Here is a 17,682-nt window from a genome sequence, read left to right as displayed (position 1 = left end):
GTTGTGGCCCTACTTTGCGCTCCAGCGCCCTGCGAAGAAGCTGGGCACCGCGGCGATGGCTGCTGCAACCACCGCCCACGCTGCAGAGCGCGTTCCTTCTGAATCGGACATGACCCCCGCATAGGCGGCGGCCGAGCCCAGCATCGCCACTAGAAACACCAGCAGCCAGCCGAGTGCGATGGCGTTGATGTGGTCGCGGCGCTCAATGTCGCGACGATGCGCCTGCTCTTCCGGCGACTCTTCTGTCTGCCAGGTGACCGTGGCCTTGCCAGGGATTGAGTTGAGGTCGAGGGTGTTAGGAGATTTGGTTGATGGTTCGGGCTGCATTCATAGTCCAATTACCTCGGTTTCGAGGCGGTCGCCCTGCTTGACGAACCCGAACTTCATACCCTCGCGCTTCTTCTCGACCGCAACCATGTAGAGGTTGAGGGCCTTACGAACGACCTCGGAAGCAGTTGTGCCGCTGTCCTTGGCAATCTGGGTGAGGTTCTGGTCCATGTCCTCAGGGATGATCAGTTGCTTACGTACTTGCTTCATTTATCGCTCCAGATTGATCCTCACGGACTGGGTTAGGGCCGTGCCACGACGAGCCGAACGTGGTTCTATAAAGGCTCGGAAACACATTTTATGTGTATCCACGGTGTATTGCAACCGTGTTTTAGCCGCACAGATGCTGCGCTGACTGCGAGCCACCTCCCCGCTTCAGGCCTCAAGGCCGTCAACGATGGTCGAATTCGCCTGGTCGGATGACGACCATCTCGCCTGCGGCCGTCAGGCCTGTGATGCCTCGAAACCCCACGCCAAAGCTCTGAAAGCCCTGCTGCTCCCAGCGCCCCGAGCTGTCCTGGCGGTCATGCTGGTGCCCATGGACCAACTTTTTGACGCCCATCTGCTGGGCCAGCGTGTCGAGGATCTCGAAGCCATAGGGGTGATACCCCGGCGCTTCATGCGTTACGAGCACGTCAGCGCGCATGCCGGCGAGCTGGTCCACAACATCGGGGTAAATCGAGCTCCAGTGCCGGCGGTGCTGCCGCCCCTCGCAACGATCCTGGCGTGGCGTGCGCGCCGCATGCTCCTTTGCGCTCGCAAAAACAGGCTTGCCCTGGAGCTTTGAGCCCGGGTCCGGGTGCCACACCGCTTCACGAAACACGCCACCCAGGCCCGCCACGCGCAGGCCCCCAGGCAAGGTGACCACCTGGCCATCCAGGTTGCGAGCGCCCATCTCGTCTAGCCACAGGTGCCGGAAGCTGGTCTCAGCGTCGGTGTCGTGGTTGCCGTGAATCAGCCAGGTGATCTCACGGATGGGAGCGAGCAGCTCGCTCAACGGAGCAGGTGCCTCGAGGTCGCCGAGCAGCACCACGGCTTGGGCCTGAGTTTCTTCAGCCGCGAGCAGGATGTGATTGAACTGCCCGTGTGGGTCGCCGCAAAAGAGAATCATGATTGAGAATGAACGGCGGCCTGGCGAGTCATAGCTTCGAGGATCCACCATGTCTGAACACAGGACCAATGCTCACCCGCTTCGGTCAGAGCTGGAGCGAATGGCTACCGACACATTTGAAACCAGGGAGGAAGCTGCTCAATGGCTTCGGACGCCGCATCCGATCCTCGATGGTGATGCGCCGCTTCAAATTGCAGTGACCCAGGCAGGAGCGGAGAGGGTAAAGGACATCTTAACGGCCATCAAATACGGTGGCGTCTTGTAGCTGCTTTGCATCGGTGTCGTGAGCCCTGAATCAGCGAAGTGATGGAGCGGATGGTCGCCGAGATTTCGCTCAGCGGCGCACTGCTCAGCCTTGAGCTGCGAGTACAACGGACCCTTACCCACAAGATCCGCTCGTGAAAGGTGACCAGTTATGGGACGGAGGCTCTGAACAGGCGGTGCATGCGTTCCATAACTGGTCACCTTCCCCCATCTCTGCGGGCTAGACTCTCGATCTCATAGATGAGGGTGAAAACCCAGCAGGGCTCTTCATCCCAAAACCGGTCACCTTAGTTCACTGTTGCCCACATTGACAAACATGAAGCTTGAACTCGATCACGACCATGTTCGTACTATGTTGCAGATGTGGCGTAAAGCAGTGGATCTAGAGATTCCACTCGCTTCTGACATCAGGGTTCATTTCTTGGCTCGCCGCGGCCACTTGCTAGATGGATTCGTGACGCTTGCACGAAACTGGCTCATGCTGCTGCATAGCTGCAATGCGACCGGGAATGATGTTTTGGCACTGGTGCGTATTCCAGCGTTGGTGAGCACTTGTTCCGGTACTCCTGATCGCGGAGTCCAGTGTTCATGATCAACAGCGGCAACCTCGAAGTCTGCACTCGTTGCTTGGCGCGAAGTGCGCGCGGCGTCTAGACTTCGGCTATCGGCCATCTGCAGACGTTCAGTACCGGCAGCATTCGGGCACTTCATCGACCTGCACCACGCGGCGCCGATCAAGCACGTGCGCGCAACTCCCTCACGCCGCGGCCCAGCTTGCGTCGCAACAAGGCGCGAAGGGTCACACCGTCGGAGTAGCCGATCTGTGCGGCGATTTGGTCGACGCTCTCGCTGCCGGTTCGCAGCAGATGCACCGCACGCTCGACGCGCAGATCCTGGAAGTACGAGAGGGGTGTCTTGCCCAACACGCTTTGCACGCGCCGCGCCAAGGTGCGTTCACTGGCGCCCGCTGCGATGGCCGCATCGGCGAGAGAGAACCCGTGCGCGAGTTGCTGCCTGGCCCAGCCCTCAAAGCGCTCGACCACCGGGTCGGCATGGGCTAGGTGATCGGGGATCACGAACTCAGCTTGCGAGCCGCGGGACTCTACCAGCAGGTATCGCGCCGCCAGAGCCGCCAGCGCCGGGCTACGGCTGCGCACGACGCTCAATGCCAGGTCGAGATGGGCCAAGGCGGCGCCGGCCGTGGTGAAGCCGGCCGAATTCACAAGCATGCGGGACTCGTCGAGCGCCACTTGCGGATAGCGCTGCCGAAACATTGGCGCCAGCCACCACGAAGTTGTGGCGCGCTGGCCATCTAGCAGCGCGCTCTCCGCCAGCAAGAAGGTGCCGGTGCAGGCGGCGCCAGTGGCCGCGCCGGCGCTTGACCATTGCTGCAACGCGACGATCGCATCGGCCACGTCCGCATGCGCGAGACGCGCGGCGAGCGCGTCTGGCATCTTGGCGCCGAGCGCGGGCACCAGAACAACGTCAGGGTTTTGCACGCGGTGCACTGGCACGACCGGTACCGCCAGACCGTGCGCGGTGCGCACGCGACGCCGAACGCCGACCACCGTGACGTCGATGGGCGGCGGCGCCTGTGCGAGCGAGCCCGCCAGTTCATTGGCCATGCTCAGTGTGTCCATGAGTGCAGCAAACCCCAGGTCGAACACGCCATCAAGAACAAGAAGATGTAGATTCATGGCAAAAATGATATCAATGTTGGCATTCCTGCCACTCGCGGAAATTGCCGTCGTACCACAGACTTCGGACTCGCCAACACTGTCAACCGTTCAACCAGAGGATCACCACATGACCAAGTTCGCCCTGTTCGTCCGCCTCGAAGCCAAGCCTGGCCAGGAAGCCGCCGTTGCCGATTTTCTGGGAAGCGCGTTGCCGCTCGCCAACGCCGAATCGGGCACCACCGCCTGGTTCGCATTAAAGTTCGGCCCATCGACGTTCGGCGTCTTTGACGCTTTTGCGGACGAGGCCGGCCGCGAGGCTCACCTGCACGGCCCGATCGCCGCCGCGTTGATGGCGAACGCAGCCGCCTTGCTCAGTACACCGCCAAACATCGAGAAGATCGATCTGCTGGCGGCGAAATTGCCTGGCTGACGAGCTGACCTCGGCGGCGAAGGTGAAGCTCCGTATGGCTTGAGTGACAGGGATGAAGAGGTCCTGTCCTCGTGGGCCGCTCCTTCAAAGCGATCCCCATTGAACCGCGCTTGCCGGCGGTGGCCGCGACGAAGTAGTCCCAGCCACAAACCGCCTCTGGAAGCGGGCGGCTAGCCCGCACGGTCTCAACCCGCGCGCTGCGCCTCTATCGCCCTGACCACCGTCTACCGGTGTGTGCCCTCCACGGGGCGGCCGGCGTACCGATCCGACCGCTTCGTGACGCCGGATTCAGGGCCGTGGATGTCGGTTCAGGGCCCGAAGCAGACGGTGGTCAGAGGCGAATCGAACCAGTCGAGCGCTTGACCAAGAAGTCACTAAGCGAGTCGGCCACTTTCACGAAAGTGGCCTCAATGGGGTAATACGCATGAACGCTCGCGTCCGCAGGGAGTAGCACAAATTGGATTCCATCTACCCCGGGCCGCCCAACGACTACAGCCGTTCCAGGTGGATGATGACGCGATTCCTGGAGTGCATCTTCCGCTGAGACAACAAGAAGGTTATGGACGAACCGGCGTGACCCATCTGAAAACACTTCGCCGAGGCCGTTCGTATGAGCAAGCAACGCTAGGTACTCCTCAAGTTGGAACTCGGGGAACTGTTCTTGGAGCCGAACGCATTGGTCGTGAGAAGCGGGCGCGAAAAATTCAAACGCCGTGCGGTCGATAGACGCGAGAGGGTTCAATTTGAATGTCCGTTCCTGGCCGATAGCCGAAGTCTAGCCGCACGCGCGCATGTGGCCAATTTTCGCGAAAGGATGTGGTCAACGGATTGACTGGCCGCATGATCAACTCGATCGGACTGCCTGCGCGGTTCAAATCAGCCCGCCTGATCAAGTCGGACTGGACTGGCTGCTCAGGAAGGACTGGAATATGCAACTGGATGCACTTGAAGCCGAAATCGAAGACTTCAAAGCTTGGGCCGAGGCTGGCATCAGTGAAATTGCTCGACTGGCATCGGAGGAGCTCGGCCACCCCCCTACTTCGACTCCATAACGGTATCCGAGGAAGTGAGCTTGAGATGCTGCCGGGCCATCTCGCCCAGGAGCACGCCCACAAGTGGGCCGCCGTCCATATATCGAGCGTAGGACTGAGATACGGAAGCAGTAGCAAGGCCTCGTTCCCGCATGTGTGCAAAGGCTAGCTTTGCGAGCTGCACTTGGTCTTCTCGATCGAGAGATTCCACATGCCTCTTTGCCAACGAGTCAGGCGTCTCAACAACATCCTGCACCGCAGGAGCGAACGTATCCCTCGAAACAATGGGCGTGCGCGTCTCTACCGAATGAGCTGCTGTCGGATCTGAAATGTAAAGATCGAGCTCAGCCAGGATCGACTTCAGATAGGCAATGGAACTTCCAATGGGGACCAAGTCAGGACGACTGATTCGTTCGGCCAGCTTTTGAAGTGCAGGCTTGAGAACCTCGTGGCCGCCCCTAACAGTGCGAGCCAAGATCGAAATGTCTGCAGCCGAGACTCCTAGATTGATGGCCTGGGCAAGTAGCTCAGGAGGTACCCCCTCCCCTGCTACCAGTGCACGTCGTTTCCGACGTACCGCAAACTGAACTTCGGTGACAGCTTTCCCCGTTCGCTTTTCGATCAGCTCAACCTCAAGATCAGTCTTGGTATTGATCTCATCAATGGCGTCGAGAACAGACTCCGATTTCACCTTGCGCCACTCACGCTTCGGCTTGAGACGTTGTTCTTCAGTCGCACCTTGCTTCTGCTTGTCTCTGGCGCTGGGGGTTCGAACAATGCGAGCGGAGAGCGCCTCGACCCACCAATCAGGTGATTGTGAACACGTGACGCCCGTGGGGTTCGTCCGGTACCGCGAGCAGATCTCATAAAGCGCGATGCTTGCATAGGTCCTCAGCGAACCGATTACATCGAGGTCGAGGCGTGTGTAAAAAGCCGGATCCTTCAGCGCGGTCAAGACTTTCGGAGGGAAAGCCCAACGCACATACAAAGCGCCCCCCTTCTTCTCGATTTCTGCCTGAGAAAGCAAATGCATCGCCCCCCACTCGCTGGTAGCAGAATTTTTGTCGATCGACTCCCAGACCACTTCCGTACGCAACATCTCTAGCAAATGGCCGCGGGCATTTGAGGACCAGTCCGCCGCCTCTCCAGGGAGGTGGGCAACGAGGTCGCTCAGCCGCGATTCGAACGTCTCCTCTGCCCTCATGGGATTCCCATCGACCAACCTCCGCTGGAACTCTCGACCTCCGCTGTACAGAAGTGCGTTGAAGATCTTTCTTGAAACCGGGCTCAACTTTCCGACAATAGGCACCATCACGAGCAGCTCGTTCGGCTTCGTCAGGCTCGCCTCGTTACCAGGGCGCTTGATTGATGTGTCCAAAATATTTTTCATATCTGGACAGAATATACAGCTTTCTCAGCTTTCCAGATAGAGAAGCGGAAGGACGTATCGCCCGGACAGTTCACGGAGACGGATAAAGCGGACAGGTGAGGTCTCTGGGCTCTCGCGAACAACCATCCAGGACGGAGAATGCGGACACTTGCGACGCTTATGGCCTCGGCATGACATGTCAAGCAGACCGAGGATAGCTGTGTAAGTGATATCTCATTCACAGCGTGCGAGAACGGAAAAGGTGGACAGTTGGAAGTAAATCGCGGACAGTTTGACGGATGCGCCGGACAGGTGGACGGATATCACGGACGGGTGAGTGAAATTTGTCCTTGAAAATCATATGCTTGCTATGGTTATCCACAGCTTAGAATTCTTCTAGACTTCTTTCTAGTCTTATTCAAGACTGGCGACTGCTACACAAAGTCAGTGGCAGACAGGAAGAATTTAGCGCCGTGCGCTCGAGGTTCGTTCGAAAGTCATCCACTTTTAGTGGAAGTCGCTAAAATTGCGGAATGAACAAAGTCCAGCCGCTCATTCCATCTTTGGGTCTTACCCAGCTTGAAGCAGTAAGTGAAACTGCACTACAAGTTGTCAGCCAGGTACGCTCAGCGATGCTTGCCCCTGAGGCTCGGAAACGGCCTCCTACTTACAACAGCAGTCAGCTTGCAGATCTCTGTGGCATTGACAAGAATCGTCTTCAGTACCTGGTGAAGAAGGGGGAGTTGCCCTCTGGTGCCCGTGAAGAGAATTCGCGTCGCGAGTGGTCGCTCGAAGAAGCTCGCAGGTGGGTTCGTACTCTTCGGACGGATCGGCTTCGTGATCCGTCGAAGGCACCAGGTGCGACGATCACGGTAGCGAATTTCAAAGGGGGGTCTCCAAAACGACCACCGCTGCTGCTCTTGCTCAAGGCCTTTCACTTCGAGGTCACCGAGTACTGGTGGTCGACTGCGATCCGCAAGGATCACTCACTACGCTCTTCGGCGTACTTCCCGACACGGAAGTTGAAGAGTCCGACACCATCCTGCCCCTTTGCGCAGGTGAAGTGGATTCGGTCATGTCAGCGGTTCAAAAGACATACTGGGAAGGGATTGACCTTATCGCGGCCGCCCCCCTCCTCTTCAATGCTGAGTTTTTGCTACCAAGTCGGCAAAAGACGGAGCGAGGATTTGCATTTTGGCGAGTCCTTGACGATGGCCTAACTGCAGTGAGAGACGTTTATGACGTCATCATCATCGACACCCCTCCATCCCTCTCGTACATCACCATCAATGCGTTGATTGCTGCTGATGGAGTCTTGATGCCGCTGCCACCGAACGCACTTGATTTTGCAAGTTCGGCGCAATTTTGGAATCTCTTTACCGAAGTCTGCGGAGGCTTGTTCAAAGCCGGTGGAGACGATAAAAAATTCTCATTTGTCGATGTGGTGCTTTCGCGGGTTGATCGTGCGGATGCAGTGAGTGCTGCTGTCCGCCAATGGATCGGTTCCGCGTATGGTGCGCATGTCATTCCAGTCGAGATACCAAAAACATCGATAGCGGCAAGTGCCAGCGCAGAGTTCGGCACTGTCTATGACCTCGAGCCCTCTTCGGTGCAAGCCAAGACGCTCAAAAGAGCTCGTGATGCATATGAGCAACTGGTCGACTATGTTGAGATGCAGGTAGCTGGGGTGTGGGCACACTCGGCACAAGTGGTGAGCGAAGTGATGCGAAAGGGCTGACCAATGTCCTCAAAGAAGCCTTCCCTGAAGGATCGAGCGCTCGCTGCTATCAGCACAACTTCTAGCGCTTCGTCGCCCTCCCCTGCTCCGGCGCGAACGGGACCAGGAGCTCTTATGGCTCATCTTGCTCGCGAGTCTGATGCGCAGCAAGAAAACGAGCGCCTGCGCGATGAGCTCAGGACATGGGATGGTGCAGTTCCGGTTAGAAAGCTCGACCCCACCCAAGTAGTGCCTTCTGATTGGGCGAATAGACATTCAGACAGTTTTCTTGGCCCCGATTTCGACACGCTCAAGCAAGAGATCGCCTCGGCCGGTGGAAATGTTCAACCGATCAAGGTTCGGCCTATCTCTACGGGGAAGAATGCCGGGAAGTTTGAAGTCGTATATGGCCACCGTCGCCACAGGGCTTGTTTGGACCTAGGGCTGCAGGTGGCGGCTCTTGTCGAGTCGGTTGACGATCGGGCTCTCTTTGTGGAGATGGATCGTGAAAACAGGCAGCGTGCAGATCTCCGTCCGTTTGAACAAGGCGAGATGTATCGACGCGCACTAAGCTTAGGCTTGTTTCCCAGCATGAGAAAGCTTGCCGAGGAGATTGGTGTTCCTGTCAGCCAAGTTTCAAGAGCACATCAGATTGCTGCTCTTCCGCCAGCTGTTCTCATGGCATTCTCAAGCCCTCTTGATATTCAGTTTCGGTGGGGGGCACCACTTGCTGAGGCAGTTGAGAAGAGGCTGCCAGAGATCGAGAGGATTGCAGCGGAGCTGGCTAGCGCTCGTGGCAGCGGACAGACATTTACTCCTCAAGCTGTCTTCGACCAACTTCTTGGAAATGCCCGCCCTGTTGCGTTAGCTCCCGAGCTGATCAAGGGGGCCAAGGGCAGCCACTCTGCCAAGCTATCGCGTAAAGGTGGGAAGCTCCTCATCGAGTTTGATGAGTCTGCTCTTTCTGGCAAGGCATTGACGCAGCTGAAGGCTGAGATCGCAAGATTGTTGGGGTAGGGTGTTGCACGGTGCAACACCCATCGATGGGGTTGTTGAGCGGAAGTAAAAAAGGGGGTGTTGCACCGTGCAACACCCCCTTTTTTTGTGCGTTTTTGGCGCGCCTCAGCAATGTGCAGATCAGGGCTTTGACCGTCAGCCGAACGCCTTGCTGATGGCGTCAATCCTGCGCTGCAGCGGCGCTTTGGCGTAAGTATTCATTGTGGTGTTGAGATTGGCGTGGCCAAGCTGCGCCTGCACCACGTCCAAGGGTACCTCGCGTTCAACGGCACGGGTGGCGAAGGTATGGCGCAGCCAGTGCGACGAAACGCCCTGAATTGCTCGACGCTCCTGCTCGTTGAGTGCGGAGGCTCGGATTGCATTTCCAAGCCAGGTGCGAACTGTCAGGTAGAGCGCCTGGTAACCGATGGGTTCCATGGGGTCGATCGCGCTGGCCAGTAGCGGCGCCTGCTCGGGAGCAGCATGCAAATCACCCAAGCCGCGGACGTGAAGATAGTCGTTCAAAGCATCCAGCGCTGCCGGTGGCACGGTCGCTGCGCGGGCTTGACCGCCTTTGCCGACTACCTGCAGGACGACGCCGCCCTTGACCGTGTGCAGGTCGGCCAGACGGGCTGAGAGAAGCTCGGAGGCACGCAGTCCAACACCGGTGAGGAATCGCACCAGGAAGCGCATGCGGGCGCCGGCGGGGGAGTGTGGCCGGCCGTCTATGAAGCGCAGGATCTCTTCCTGGGCGTGTAGCGTGATGGCCCGCGTGTCGATCGTGTTGACCGCAGACCTCTTCATGGCAGCTCGGGTCTTGATCAGGGGCCATGGATTTTGAGGAAGGTAGTGCGCAAGGGTCAGGTAGGCGAAGAGGGCGCCGACACTGTTGAGCAGGTGGTGCCGGCTGGCCTCTGCCAGAGGGCCGCGAAACGGTGCCCAGCCAGGCTGGCCTGGTTTGGCTCGAGCGCGGGAGATCCAGGCTGGCGGGATGTTCTCGGTGAAGGCCCGAAAGGCCAGACAGTCTTCGACCTTGAGCTGGTGGAAACTGATGTCACCGCGCTCGCGCTGCAGCCAAAGCATGAAGATGCGCGCCTCCCGCCAGTAGGCTTTGACGGTGGCCGCCGAGCCGGCGTGGGTCTGGATCCAGCTCTGCACGGCCTGCAGGTCGGTGCTGGCCGATAACATGGAGCCGGCGTCGCCGGCGGGCGAATCGGGCAGCAGCTGCAGCGTTTGTTGTGCCGCGTCGGCGGGGGTGCGGTCGGCTTGCAGACTGGCCAGCTGATGGTTAGCCAGGGCAGGGGAGGGCAGGGCGAACAGACGCTGGATCGGTGGTGCAGCGGCCGGGATCAGGGTGTGCAGGTGATGGGCGATGCGTTGTGCTTTTCCCTTGCCGATGCCGGGGAGGGGAGTGAACCAGCGGCCGCCCACGGCCACCGCCTGGGCGAGCTGGCCGAGGTTGATCCACCCGGCGCTGATCAGCTTGGCCGCTGTGCGTTCGTCAAACCATCCGTCGACCCGGTGTCCCGGCAGCGGTTGTTCGGCGTCGCTGATTTCCACCTGGCGCAGCAGTTCCAGCTGGCGCGCGCGCAGCCGTTGACGGCGCTCAGCCCTGCGGTCCAGGGGGTAGGTGGCCTCGAAAAACTCCTGCTGCTCGGCTTCACTCCAGCCATCCAGGTCGCGCTCGGCGATGAAGTCGTCTAGGCTCGGGCGTGCGCCAACGTCCGAAGTGCGGATTTGCATGCCGATAAGCCGCCAGGCCGGGTCGCCACGGCGCCGTGCGATGGCGCGCACCTGATCGGCGGTCTGGCGGTGGGCGGTGATGGCCTCATGGCCGTGCTCGATGCCGAGATAACGACGGGCGCTGTCGAGCACGGCAATGCCTTCGGCGGTCGCGCGCAGGTGCGCAAAATGGTGCGAGCCAAGTCGGCCGACGAATCGTGTGCCGGCGGAGCGACGATGCAAGTCCTTGTCACGCATGGATTTCTGTCCTTCATCCTTAGCGTAGCCGGCTTTTGCCATCAATTTTTGAACTTAAGATAAGGTAGCATTATCTTAAGTCTATTACAAAGAGCTGCCCACAACATCACTCGCTACGCGCTTGGGAGGTTTGCGCGCGGGGAGCGGGCAGCCTTCAGTGCGGAAAGACACTGATCTTTCCCTTCCGTGCCGCTCGAGACTCACCCAGCCCACAATATTTCATATCGTGGAAACTGATGAGCGGTTTACCAGCACCTTGCAGCCGATCCGAACCCTAAAGCGAGTGATGCAAGCCTAACTCCAGGGTCTCGCCGGAGAACCCGGAGTGCGGGCCGCCGTCGCCGTGTTGCCTCGCGTCGACCGCTGCTGCCAACCTATCGTTTGGCAGTTGTGCAGCGATTGCCGTCGGTCGCGCCCGGAAGCTGAGTTAACGTTGCCTAGCACGAAGCCTTCACCGGCTCACCTGGCAGCGCGGCGGAATCAATGACAGGTATCGAGAGGGCTGCACACCGCGAGCGCCTGCCAGGTGGCCTTGAAGATGTCCTGCCCGACCTGCAGACGCATCTTCTCCGGGCACGCCAGCCGCACGCACAGCAGCAGCCGCTCGGCATCGGCGAAGTCCCAGAACACGCGAATGCGGCCGGACGGCAGCTCGACGAAGCTCTCGTCGGCGACTTGGCGGAAGTGCGCCTCGGCCTGCGCCTGCCAGGCTTTCGTCGCCTCGATGGCCGCCTCGGTGGCGGCGGCCTCGATGCGCGCCAGGTCGCGCGCGAAGGCCACCGGCACCGGGATGCGCAGGAAGTGCAGCACGAAGTCGCCGGTCGACGAAGTGTTCTTCAGCGGCAGCGTCAGCAGCAGGGCGTTCGGGAAGGCCGCAGTCTTGCCCGTCGGCAGGCCGGTGTCGCCGTGCTCGGCCAGGGTGGTGGCGAGCATGTCGATATCGATCACGCGGCCGTGCACCGACCCGATCTCGATGACGTCGCCGAACTTGAACGGCCGCACGAAGGTCAGGTAGACGTAGCCAAGCACGCACAGCAGCAGTTCCTTGCTGACGATGAGCATCGCGCCGGCCACGGCGGCCAGCGACAGGGCGAAGCCCGCGATCGTCGACGCCCACACCGAAACGATCGTGAACAGCACGATCGACCCGATGATGTTGCGGGCCCACACCAGATGCAGCCGCCGTCGCTCCGCGGGCACGTCGCCGCGGCCGAGGTAGTGCGCCCACAGCTGCGAGACCACGAAGCCGGCAGCCAGCAGCAGCACGGTCGCGATGACCCGCTCCCACTGCCCCGGGATCAGCGCCGCGATCCGTTGCAGATCGATCAAGAAGCTCTCTCCTCAGGCGGCCGGGCGCTGCTGGGGCGCGACCGCGCATGCCCCACATGCCCCAGCAGGCGCAAGCCGAGCTTGCGGCCCTCGTCGAGCCAAAGCACGCTGGAGGCGACCAGCACGGCCAGACCCCAGTCGCGCAGCGTCAGGTCGGTGGTGTTGAATACGTCCTGGGCCGGCGGCCAGTGTACCACCAGCACCTGCAGCGCGGCCACCGCGGCCAGCGACAGCCACAGCCAGCCGTTGCGCAGGAAGTTGCGGTCGAAGGCCGAGCCGTGCTCGGCGCGCGCATTGAAGAGGTTGAAGAACTGGAACAGCACGAAGACCGTGAAGGCCAGCGTCAGGGCATACACCTCGCCCTGTGGTTGCGCGTGGTGGAACAGCGCCAGCGTGCCGACCGCCATCGTCAGGCCGTAGACGAACAGGCGAAAGAGGCGCGGCAGCGTCAGGATGTGCGCGTCGGCGCGGCGCGGCGGGTCGTCCATCAGGCCCGCGCGCGCCGGCTCCACGCCCAGGCTCATGGCCGGCGGCCCGTCCATGATGATGTTGATCCACAGGATCTGGATCGCGGTGAACGGTGTCGTCCAGCCGAGCAGGCTGGCGCCGAGCACGGTCTGGATCGCGCCCATGTTGGTCGAGAGCTGGAAGCGCACGAACTTGACCATGTTGTCGTAGATCGCACGGCCTTCCCTGACCGCCCGCACGATGGTGGCGAAGTTGTCGTCGGTCAGCACCATGGTCGCCGCTTCCTTGGTGACCTCGGTGCCGGTGATGCCCATCGCGACGCCGATGTCGGCGTTCTTCAGCGCCGGCGCGTCGTTGACGCCATCGCCGGTCATCGCCACGACCTGCCCCGCGGCCTTCAGCGCCTGCACGATGCGCACCTTGTGCTCGGGGGCGACGCGTGCGAACACCGCGGTGCGGGTGATGCGCGCGGCGAGTGCGTCGGGCGCCAGCGCGTCGAGTTCGCGCCCGTCGATCACCTCGCCGTCCAGCCCGAGGTCGCGCGCGATCGCCGCCGCGGTGGCACGGTGGTCGCCGGTGATCATCTTCACCGCGATGCCGGCGCGCCGGCACAGCGCGATGGCCTCGCGCGCCTCCGGGCGCGGCGGGTCGATGATGCCCACGAGACCGTAGAGCGTGAGATCGGCCATGTGTGCCATCAGGTCGCCGGCCGGGTCGAAGTCGCGCGCCGCGATGTGCTTGCCGGCCACTGCGAGCACGCGCATGGCCTGCGCGGCCAGGTGCTCGTTCTCCGCGGCCCAGTGCGCCCGCGCGGCGTCGTCCATCGGCGCGTCGCCCGCGTCGGCCGAGCCCGCCAGATGGCGCCCGGAGCGCGCCAGCAGCACGTCGGGCGCGCCCTTGACGCACACGCGCACGGTCTCGCCGTCGTGGTGGAAAGTGGCCTGGAACTTGTACGCCGAGTCGAACGGGATCTCGGCGATGCGCGGCCGCTGCTGCGCCAGCGTCTCGGCGGCGACGCCGCCCTTGGCGGCCAGCGCCAGCAGCGCGCCTTCGGTGGGGTCGCCGATCAGCTGGCCGTCGTGGATGCGGCTGTCGTTGGCCAGCGCCGCGGCGTGCAGCAGGCGCTCGAGTGCCGGCATTGCCGGCAGTGCCTCGCCGTCCGGCGCCGCGATCGCGCCCGCCGCCGCATAACCTTCGCCGCTGACCGCGAGGCGCCGACCCTGGCAGGCCACGGCACGCGCGGTCATCTGGTTCATCGTCAGCGTGCCGGTCTTGTCCGAGCAGATCACCGTCGTGCAGCCCAGCGTCTCCACGGCGGCCAGCTTCTTGACGATCGCCCGGTGCTGCGCCATGCGGTGCATGCCGATGGCCAGCGTCACCGTCACCACGGCGGGCAGGCCCTCGGGAATCGCCGCCACCGCCAGCGCGATCGAGGTCAGCACGATCTGCACCAGCGGCTCGCCGCGCGCCCAGCCGAGCGCGAAGATGAGCGCGATCACCACCCCGGCGATCAGCGCCAGGCGCCGCCCCAGCACGTCGAGCTGCACCTGCAGCGGCGTCGGCCCGGTCTCGGCCTGGGCCAGCATGCCGGACAGCCGGCCCATCTCGGTGGCCATGCCGGTGGCGGTGACGAGCAGCTCGGCGCGGCCGCGCGTCACCACCGTGTTCATGTAGGCCATGTTCACGCGCTCGGCCAGCGGCGCCTCGGCGGCCACCGTGCGCTCGGCGTCCTTGGCCACCGGGTGCGACTCGCCGGTCAGCGCCGCCTCGTCGATCTCGACGCTGTGGCAAGCCAGCATCCGTCCGTCGGCGGGCACGCGGTCGCCGGCCTCCAGCATCACCAGGTCGCCCGGCACGAGCTGCACCGCGGCAAGCTCCTCGACCTGCCCGCCGCGCTTCACGCGCGCCACCGGCGAGAGCATCTTCTTCAACGCCGCCAGCGTCGCCTCGGCGCGATGCTCCTGCCAGAAACCGAGCACGGCATTGAACAGCACCACCGCCAGGATCACCACCGCATCCTTGAGGTCGCCGATCGCACCGGCCAGCGCGGCGGCGCCGATCAGCACCAGGATCAGCAGGCTGCGGAACTGGTCGAGGAAGGCCAGCCACTTCGAGCGCGGCGGCTTCTCGGCCAGCCTGTTCTCGCCGTGGCGCGCCAGGCGCGTGGCCGCCTGCGCCGCGTCCAGGCCGTGTGCCGGGTCCGTGCCCTGCCCCGCCGCGGCCTGTGCGGCGGCGAGCCGATGCCAGACCGGCACCGATTCGTCCGGCGTGGCCGTCGCCACCGTGGGCTTGTGCGTCATCGTGAAACTCCCTCGCGGCCGCCCTGCGCGGCCAGGCTCGCGCTCAGGCGCTCGATCTGCGTGCGCAGCGCGCGCAACTCCTCGCGCACGCCGTCCTCGCCCTGCGCCGCGGCGTCGCCCTGCGGCTCGCCCTCACTGTAGCGCTGCATCGCATTGACGATGATCGCGATGAACAGGTTGAGCATCGTGAACGTGGCCACCAGGATGAACACAACGAAGAACAGCCAGGCGTACGGAAACTGCGCCATCACCGGCCGCGCGATGCCCATCGACCAGCTTTCCAGCGTCATGATCTGGAACAGGGTGTAGAGCGAGCGGCCGATGTGGCCGAACCATTCCGGGTAGGCGGCCGCGAACAGGCTGGTCGCGATCACCGCGAACACGTAGTACAGGATCAGCAGCACGAGCGCGATCGAGCCGAGGCCCGGAATGGCCGCGAGCAGCGCGCCGACCACCCGCCGCATCGACGGCACGAGGGTCAGCAAGCGCAGCACGCGCAAGACGCGCAGCGCACGCAGCACGGCCAACGGCCCGCTCGCAGGCACGAGGGCGATGGCGACGACCACGAAGTCGAACACACTCCACGGGTCGCGCCAGAAGGCGGCGCGGTGCGCGACCAGCCGGGCGGCGATTTCGACGACGAACACCGCGAGCAGCACCCGATCGAGCGCGCCGATCAGGCCACCGGCAGCGAGCATCGCCGCCGGCCAAGTCTCGAGCCCGAGCAGTGCCGCGTTGATCAGGATCAGCGCGATGATCGTGCGCTGCGTGGCGGGCCGCTCGAGCAGGCCGTGCAGGCGCGAGCGCAGCGGCGTCGCCGCCGTGCCGGTGGTCGACGCCATCGTCAGCGGGTTCCGATCGACTCAAGCGCGGCGATGCGCTCGGCCAGCGGCGGATGCGTCATGAAAAGTCGCTTCCAGCCTTGCGGGGTGCCGCCAGCGATGCCGAAGGCCGCCATCTTGTCGGGCAGCGGCTGCGGATGCAGGCTTGCCAGGCGGCGCAGCGCGGCGATCATCGCCGGGCGGCTGGCCAGTTCGGCCCCGCCGCGGTCGGCGCGGAACTCGCGCCGGCGCGAGAACCACATGACGATCATTGACGCCAGGATGCCCAGCACCAGTTCGGACACGATCAGCGTGACGAAGAAGGCGGGACCATGCCCCCGCTCGTTGCGGAAGATCACGCGGTCGACGGTGTGCCCGATGATGCGCGACAGGAACATCACGAAGGTGTTGACCACGCCCTGGATGAGCGCCAGGGTCACCATGTCGCCATTGGCCGCATGCGCGACCTCGTGACCGAGCACGGCTTCGGCCTCCTCGCGCGTGAGCTGCCGCAGCAGGCCGCTCGAGACGGCGATCAGCGCCTTGTGGCGGCTCATGCCGGTGGCGAACGCGTTGACCTCGTCGGATTCGTAGAAGCCGACCTCGGGCATGCCGATCCCGGCCCGCTCGGCCTGCCGGCGCACGGTCTGCACCAGCCACTCCTCGGTCGGGTTCACCGGCGTCCCGATCACCTGCACGCCCATCGCGCGTTTGGCCGTCCACTTCGACAGCGCGAGCGACAGGAACGAGCCGCCGAAACCCATCACCGCCGCGAAGACGAGCAGCGAGCCGAGGTTCAGACCCTGGGCGGTCAGGTAGGGCTCGATGCCGAGCAGCCGGACCGTGGCCGACAGCACCAGCACGATGGCCAGGTTGGTGGCGAGGAACAGCGCGATGCGCTTCATCGAGGACTCCGGCGCGCGCTCGAAGGGGCACGCAACCGGGTCAGCTTAGCCACACCGGCGCGAAAGCAAAAGCAGAACGTTCTACGCAGAACGTCCGAGAAAACCGAATATTGATCTGGCGCAAGCTCGAGCGCTGCCGACGCTGAAGTCATCCTCTCGACGCAGAGCGCGGCTTCTTATTTTCGGAAGCTCCACTCATCTCCAGGCTGCTTTTCTCGCAGTGCATCCGCCCCGACACTTCAGCCATCGTGTTCACAGGAGGCCGACCATGGAGATCCAGCACAGCCTGCAGCGCCTGCCGGTGCGGACCTGCCTCTGGCAGCGTGCCCTCGAACGCTGGCGCCACGTACTCGCGGCCCTGCGCCACGGGCTCGGGCGCGGCCGGCAAACCGCGGCGTACGCGCCGGATGCCCGCCGTGCCACCCAGCGGCGCCGCGTCGTGATGCACCTGCACCGCACGATGGTGGTCGACGTGATCGCGCCGTCGCCTTCGCCCCGTCTTCCCGCCCCTTCACCGCACCCCGACAAGGAAAGCCCCCATGCGCAGCTACCCCCGCAACAGCCCTGAAGCCGCCGCGCGCGTCCTCGCGCTGCTGCTGATCGCCGACGGCAACGTGTGCCGCTCGGAGATCCAGGCCCTCGAGTCGCTGGATGCGTCGGCCGCACTGGGCCTCGCCCCGGACGGCTTCGCGTCGATCGTGCAGGGCTTGTGCGAGGACCTGATGCTGTCGGCATCGGCCGGCGAGTGGCCCTGCAGTCTGGACGAGGCCACGCTCGCGGCGCTGCTGGGCGAAGTCGACGAGCCGGCGCTGCGCCGCAAGGTCCTGGCCTTGGCGAGCGCCGCCGCGCAGGCCGATCGCCACCTGGCCGATGCCGAGCAGCGTCTGCTCGACGAGCTGCGCACGCGCTGGCAGGTCGACGCGCCGTCCGGCGCCGTGGTCTCCTGAACCATGCC

18 protein-coding genes and 1 pseudogene are annotated in these 17,682 nt (G+C 63.2%); 8 read left to right on the top strand and 11 right to left on the bottom strand.

All coding sequences use genetic code 11. The annotated features are described in order from the left end of the window. Positions 1–9: 9 nt before the first annotated feature. The 3 genes from ABSY19_RS28725 to ABSY19_RS28715 all read right to left on the bottom strand — a co-directional run bounded on the left by ABSY19_RS28725 (position 10) and on the right by ABSY19_RS28715 (position 1,438). Entirely contained in the window at positions 10–327 is a 318-nt protein-coding gene (locus ABSY19_RS28725) for a hypothetical protein (RefSeq protein ID WP_382164076.1), read from the bottom strand. Next, on the bottom strand, positions 328–537 hold the full coding sequence (locus ABSY19_RS28720; RefSeq protein WP_382164074.1) for a hypothetical protein: 210 nt from the start codon (positions 535–537) through the stop codon (positions 328–330). A 181-nt stretch (positions 538–718) separates the two neighbouring features. Then, entirely contained in the window at positions 719–1,438 is a 720-nt protein-coding gene (locus tag ABSY19_RS28715) for a metallophosphoesterase (protein ID WP_382164072.1), read from the bottom strand. 8 nt (positions 1,439–1,446) lie between these two features. On the opposite strand from ABSY19_RS28715, the gene ABSY19_RS28710 reads away from it, so the two are divergent. The 3 genes from ABSY19_RS28710 to ABSY19_RS28700 all read left to right on the top strand — a co-directional run bounded on the left by ABSY19_RS28710 (position 1,447) and on the right by ABSY19_RS28700 (position 2,294). Next, positions 1,447–1,638, top strand: coding sequence for a hypothetical protein (locus ABSY19_RS28710; protein WP_382164153.1), 192 nt, complete (start codon positions 1,447–1,449; stop codon positions 1,636–1,638). Beyond that, positions 1,602–1,703, top strand: coding sequence for an antitoxin Xre/MbcA/ParS toxin-binding domain-containing protein (locus ABSY19_RS28705; RefSeq protein ID WP_382164151.1), 102 nt, complete (start codon positions 1,602–1,604; stop codon positions 1,701–1,703). The genes ABSY19_RS28710 and ABSY19_RS28705 overlap by 37 nt, the downstream gene beginning before the upstream one ends. A 315-nt stretch (positions 1,704–2,018) precedes the next feature. Then, entirely contained in the window at positions 2,019–2,294 is a 276-nt protein-coding gene (locus ABSY19_RS28700) for a hypothetical protein (protein WP_382164070.1), read from the top strand. Positions 2,295–2,436: 142 nt separating this feature from the next. Here ABSY19_RS28700 and ABSY19_RS28695 read toward each other — a convergent pair whose 3' ends face one another. Beyond that, on the bottom strand, positions 2,437–3,399 hold the full coding sequence (locus ABSY19_RS28695) for a helix-turn-helix domain-containing protein (protein WP_382164068.1): 963 nt from the start codon (positions 3,397–3,399) through the stop codon (positions 2,437–2,439). Between the two features lie 109 nt (positions 3,400–3,508). Between ABSY19_RS28695 and ABSY19_RS28690 the strand changes: the two genes are divergently transcribed. Continuing rightward, entirely contained in the window at positions 3,509–3,811 is a 303-nt protein-coding gene (locus ABSY19_RS28690; protein WP_069047867.1) for a putative quinol monooxygenase, read from the top strand. A gap of 704 nt (positions 3,812–4,515) precedes the next feature. Here ABSY19_RS28690 and ABSY19_RS28685 read toward each other — a convergent pair. Together ABSY19_RS28685 and ABSY19_RS28680 are read right to left on the bottom strand one after the other, a co-directional pair. Further along, entirely contained in the window at positions 4,516–4,842 is a 327-nt protein-coding gene (locus ABSY19_RS28685) for a hypothetical protein (protein WP_382164066.1), read from the bottom strand. 4 nt (positions 4,843–4,846) lie between these two features. Beyond that, positions 4,847–6,220 (bottom strand): RepB family plasmid replication initiator protein, encoded by a 1,374-nt coding sequence (locus ABSY19_RS28680; protein WP_382164064.1) that lies wholly within the window; start codon positions 6,218–6,220, stop codon positions 4,847–4,849. A 940-nt stretch (positions 6,221–7,160) separates the two neighbouring features. Here ABSY19_RS28680 and ABSY19_RS28675 point away from each other — a divergent pair. Together ABSY19_RS28675 and ABSY19_RS28670 are read left to right on the top strand one after the other, a co-directional pair. Next, a pseudogene (locus tag ABSY19_RS28675) lies at positions 7,161–7,949 on the top strand (ParA family protein); the annotation flags it as partial. Between the two features lie 114 nt (positions 7,950–8,063). Next, positions 8,064–8,945 carry a ParB/RepB/Spo0J family partition protein gene (locus ABSY19_RS28670; RefSeq protein WP_382164062.1) on the top strand — a complete coding sequence of 294 codons (882 nt, stop codon included), beginning with the start codon at positions 8,064–8,066 and terminating at the stop codon, positions 8,943–8,945. A 135-nt stretch (positions 8,946–9,080) separates the two neighbouring features. On the opposite strand, the gene ABSY19_RS28665 is transcribed toward ABSY19_RS28670, so the two are convergent. From ABSY19_RS28665 to htpX, 5 genes are all read right to left on the bottom strand, one after another. Next, the gene (locus tag ABSY19_RS28665; protein WP_382164060.1) at positions 9,081–10,904 is read right to left on the bottom strand and encodes a tyrosine-type recombinase/integrase; all 1,824 of its coding nucleotides are present in this window, start codon (positions 10,902–10,904) and stop codon (positions 9,081–9,083) included. Between the two features lie 480 nt (positions 10,905–11,384). Further along, positions 11,385–12,233, bottom strand: coding sequence for a mechanosensitive ion channel domain-containing protein (locus tag ABSY19_RS28660; RefSeq protein WP_382164058.1), 849 nt, complete (start codon positions 12,231–12,233; stop codon positions 11,385–11,387). After that, the gene (locus tag ABSY19_RS28655) at positions 12,230–15,001 is read right to left on the bottom strand and encodes a cation-translocating P-type ATPase (protein ID WP_382164056.1); all 2,772 of its coding nucleotides are present in this window, start codon (positions 14,999–15,001) and stop codon (positions 12,230–12,232) included. Before ABSY19_RS28655 ends, ABSY19_RS28660 begins: the two co-directional genes overlap by 4 nt. Next, positions 14,998–15,843 (bottom strand): ion transporter, encoded by an 846-nt coding sequence (locus tag ABSY19_RS28650; RefSeq protein ID WP_382164054.1) that lies wholly within the window; start codon positions 15,841–15,843, stop codon positions 14,998–15,000. The genes ABSY19_RS28655 and ABSY19_RS28650 overlap by 4 nt, the downstream gene beginning before the upstream one ends. 2 nt (positions 15,844–15,845) lie before the next feature. Continuing rightward, positions 15,846–16,727: a protease HtpX gene (gene htpX, locus ABSY19_RS28645; RefSeq protein ID WP_382164145.1), complete on the bottom strand. Its 882-nt coding sequence runs from the start codon at positions 16,725–16,727 to the stop codon at positions 15,846–15,848. A gap of 268 nt (positions 16,728–16,995) precedes the next feature. Between htpX and ABSY19_RS28640 the strand changes: the two genes are divergently transcribed. Then, positions 16,996–17,295, top strand: coding sequence for a hypothetical protein (locus ABSY19_RS28640; protein WP_382164143.1), 300 nt, complete (start codon positions 16,996–16,998; stop codon positions 17,293–17,295). Then, on the top strand, positions 17,267–17,674 hold the full coding sequence (locus ABSY19_RS28635) for a TerB family tellurite resistance protein (RefSeq protein ID WP_382164141.1): 408 nt from the start codon (positions 17,267–17,269) through the stop codon (positions 17,672–17,674). The genes ABSY19_RS28640 and ABSY19_RS28635 overlap by 29 nt, the downstream gene beginning before the upstream one ends. Positions 17,675–17,682 lie beyond the last annotated feature (8 nt).

The sequence above is a fragment of the Hydrogenophaga sp. ANAO-22 genome, from assembly GCF_042466645.1.
Lineage (GTDB): Bacteria > Pseudomonadota > Gammaproteobacteria > Burkholderiales > Burkholderiaceae_C > Hydrogenophaga.
This window is presented reverse-complemented; position numbering and strand designations above follow the sequence as displayed.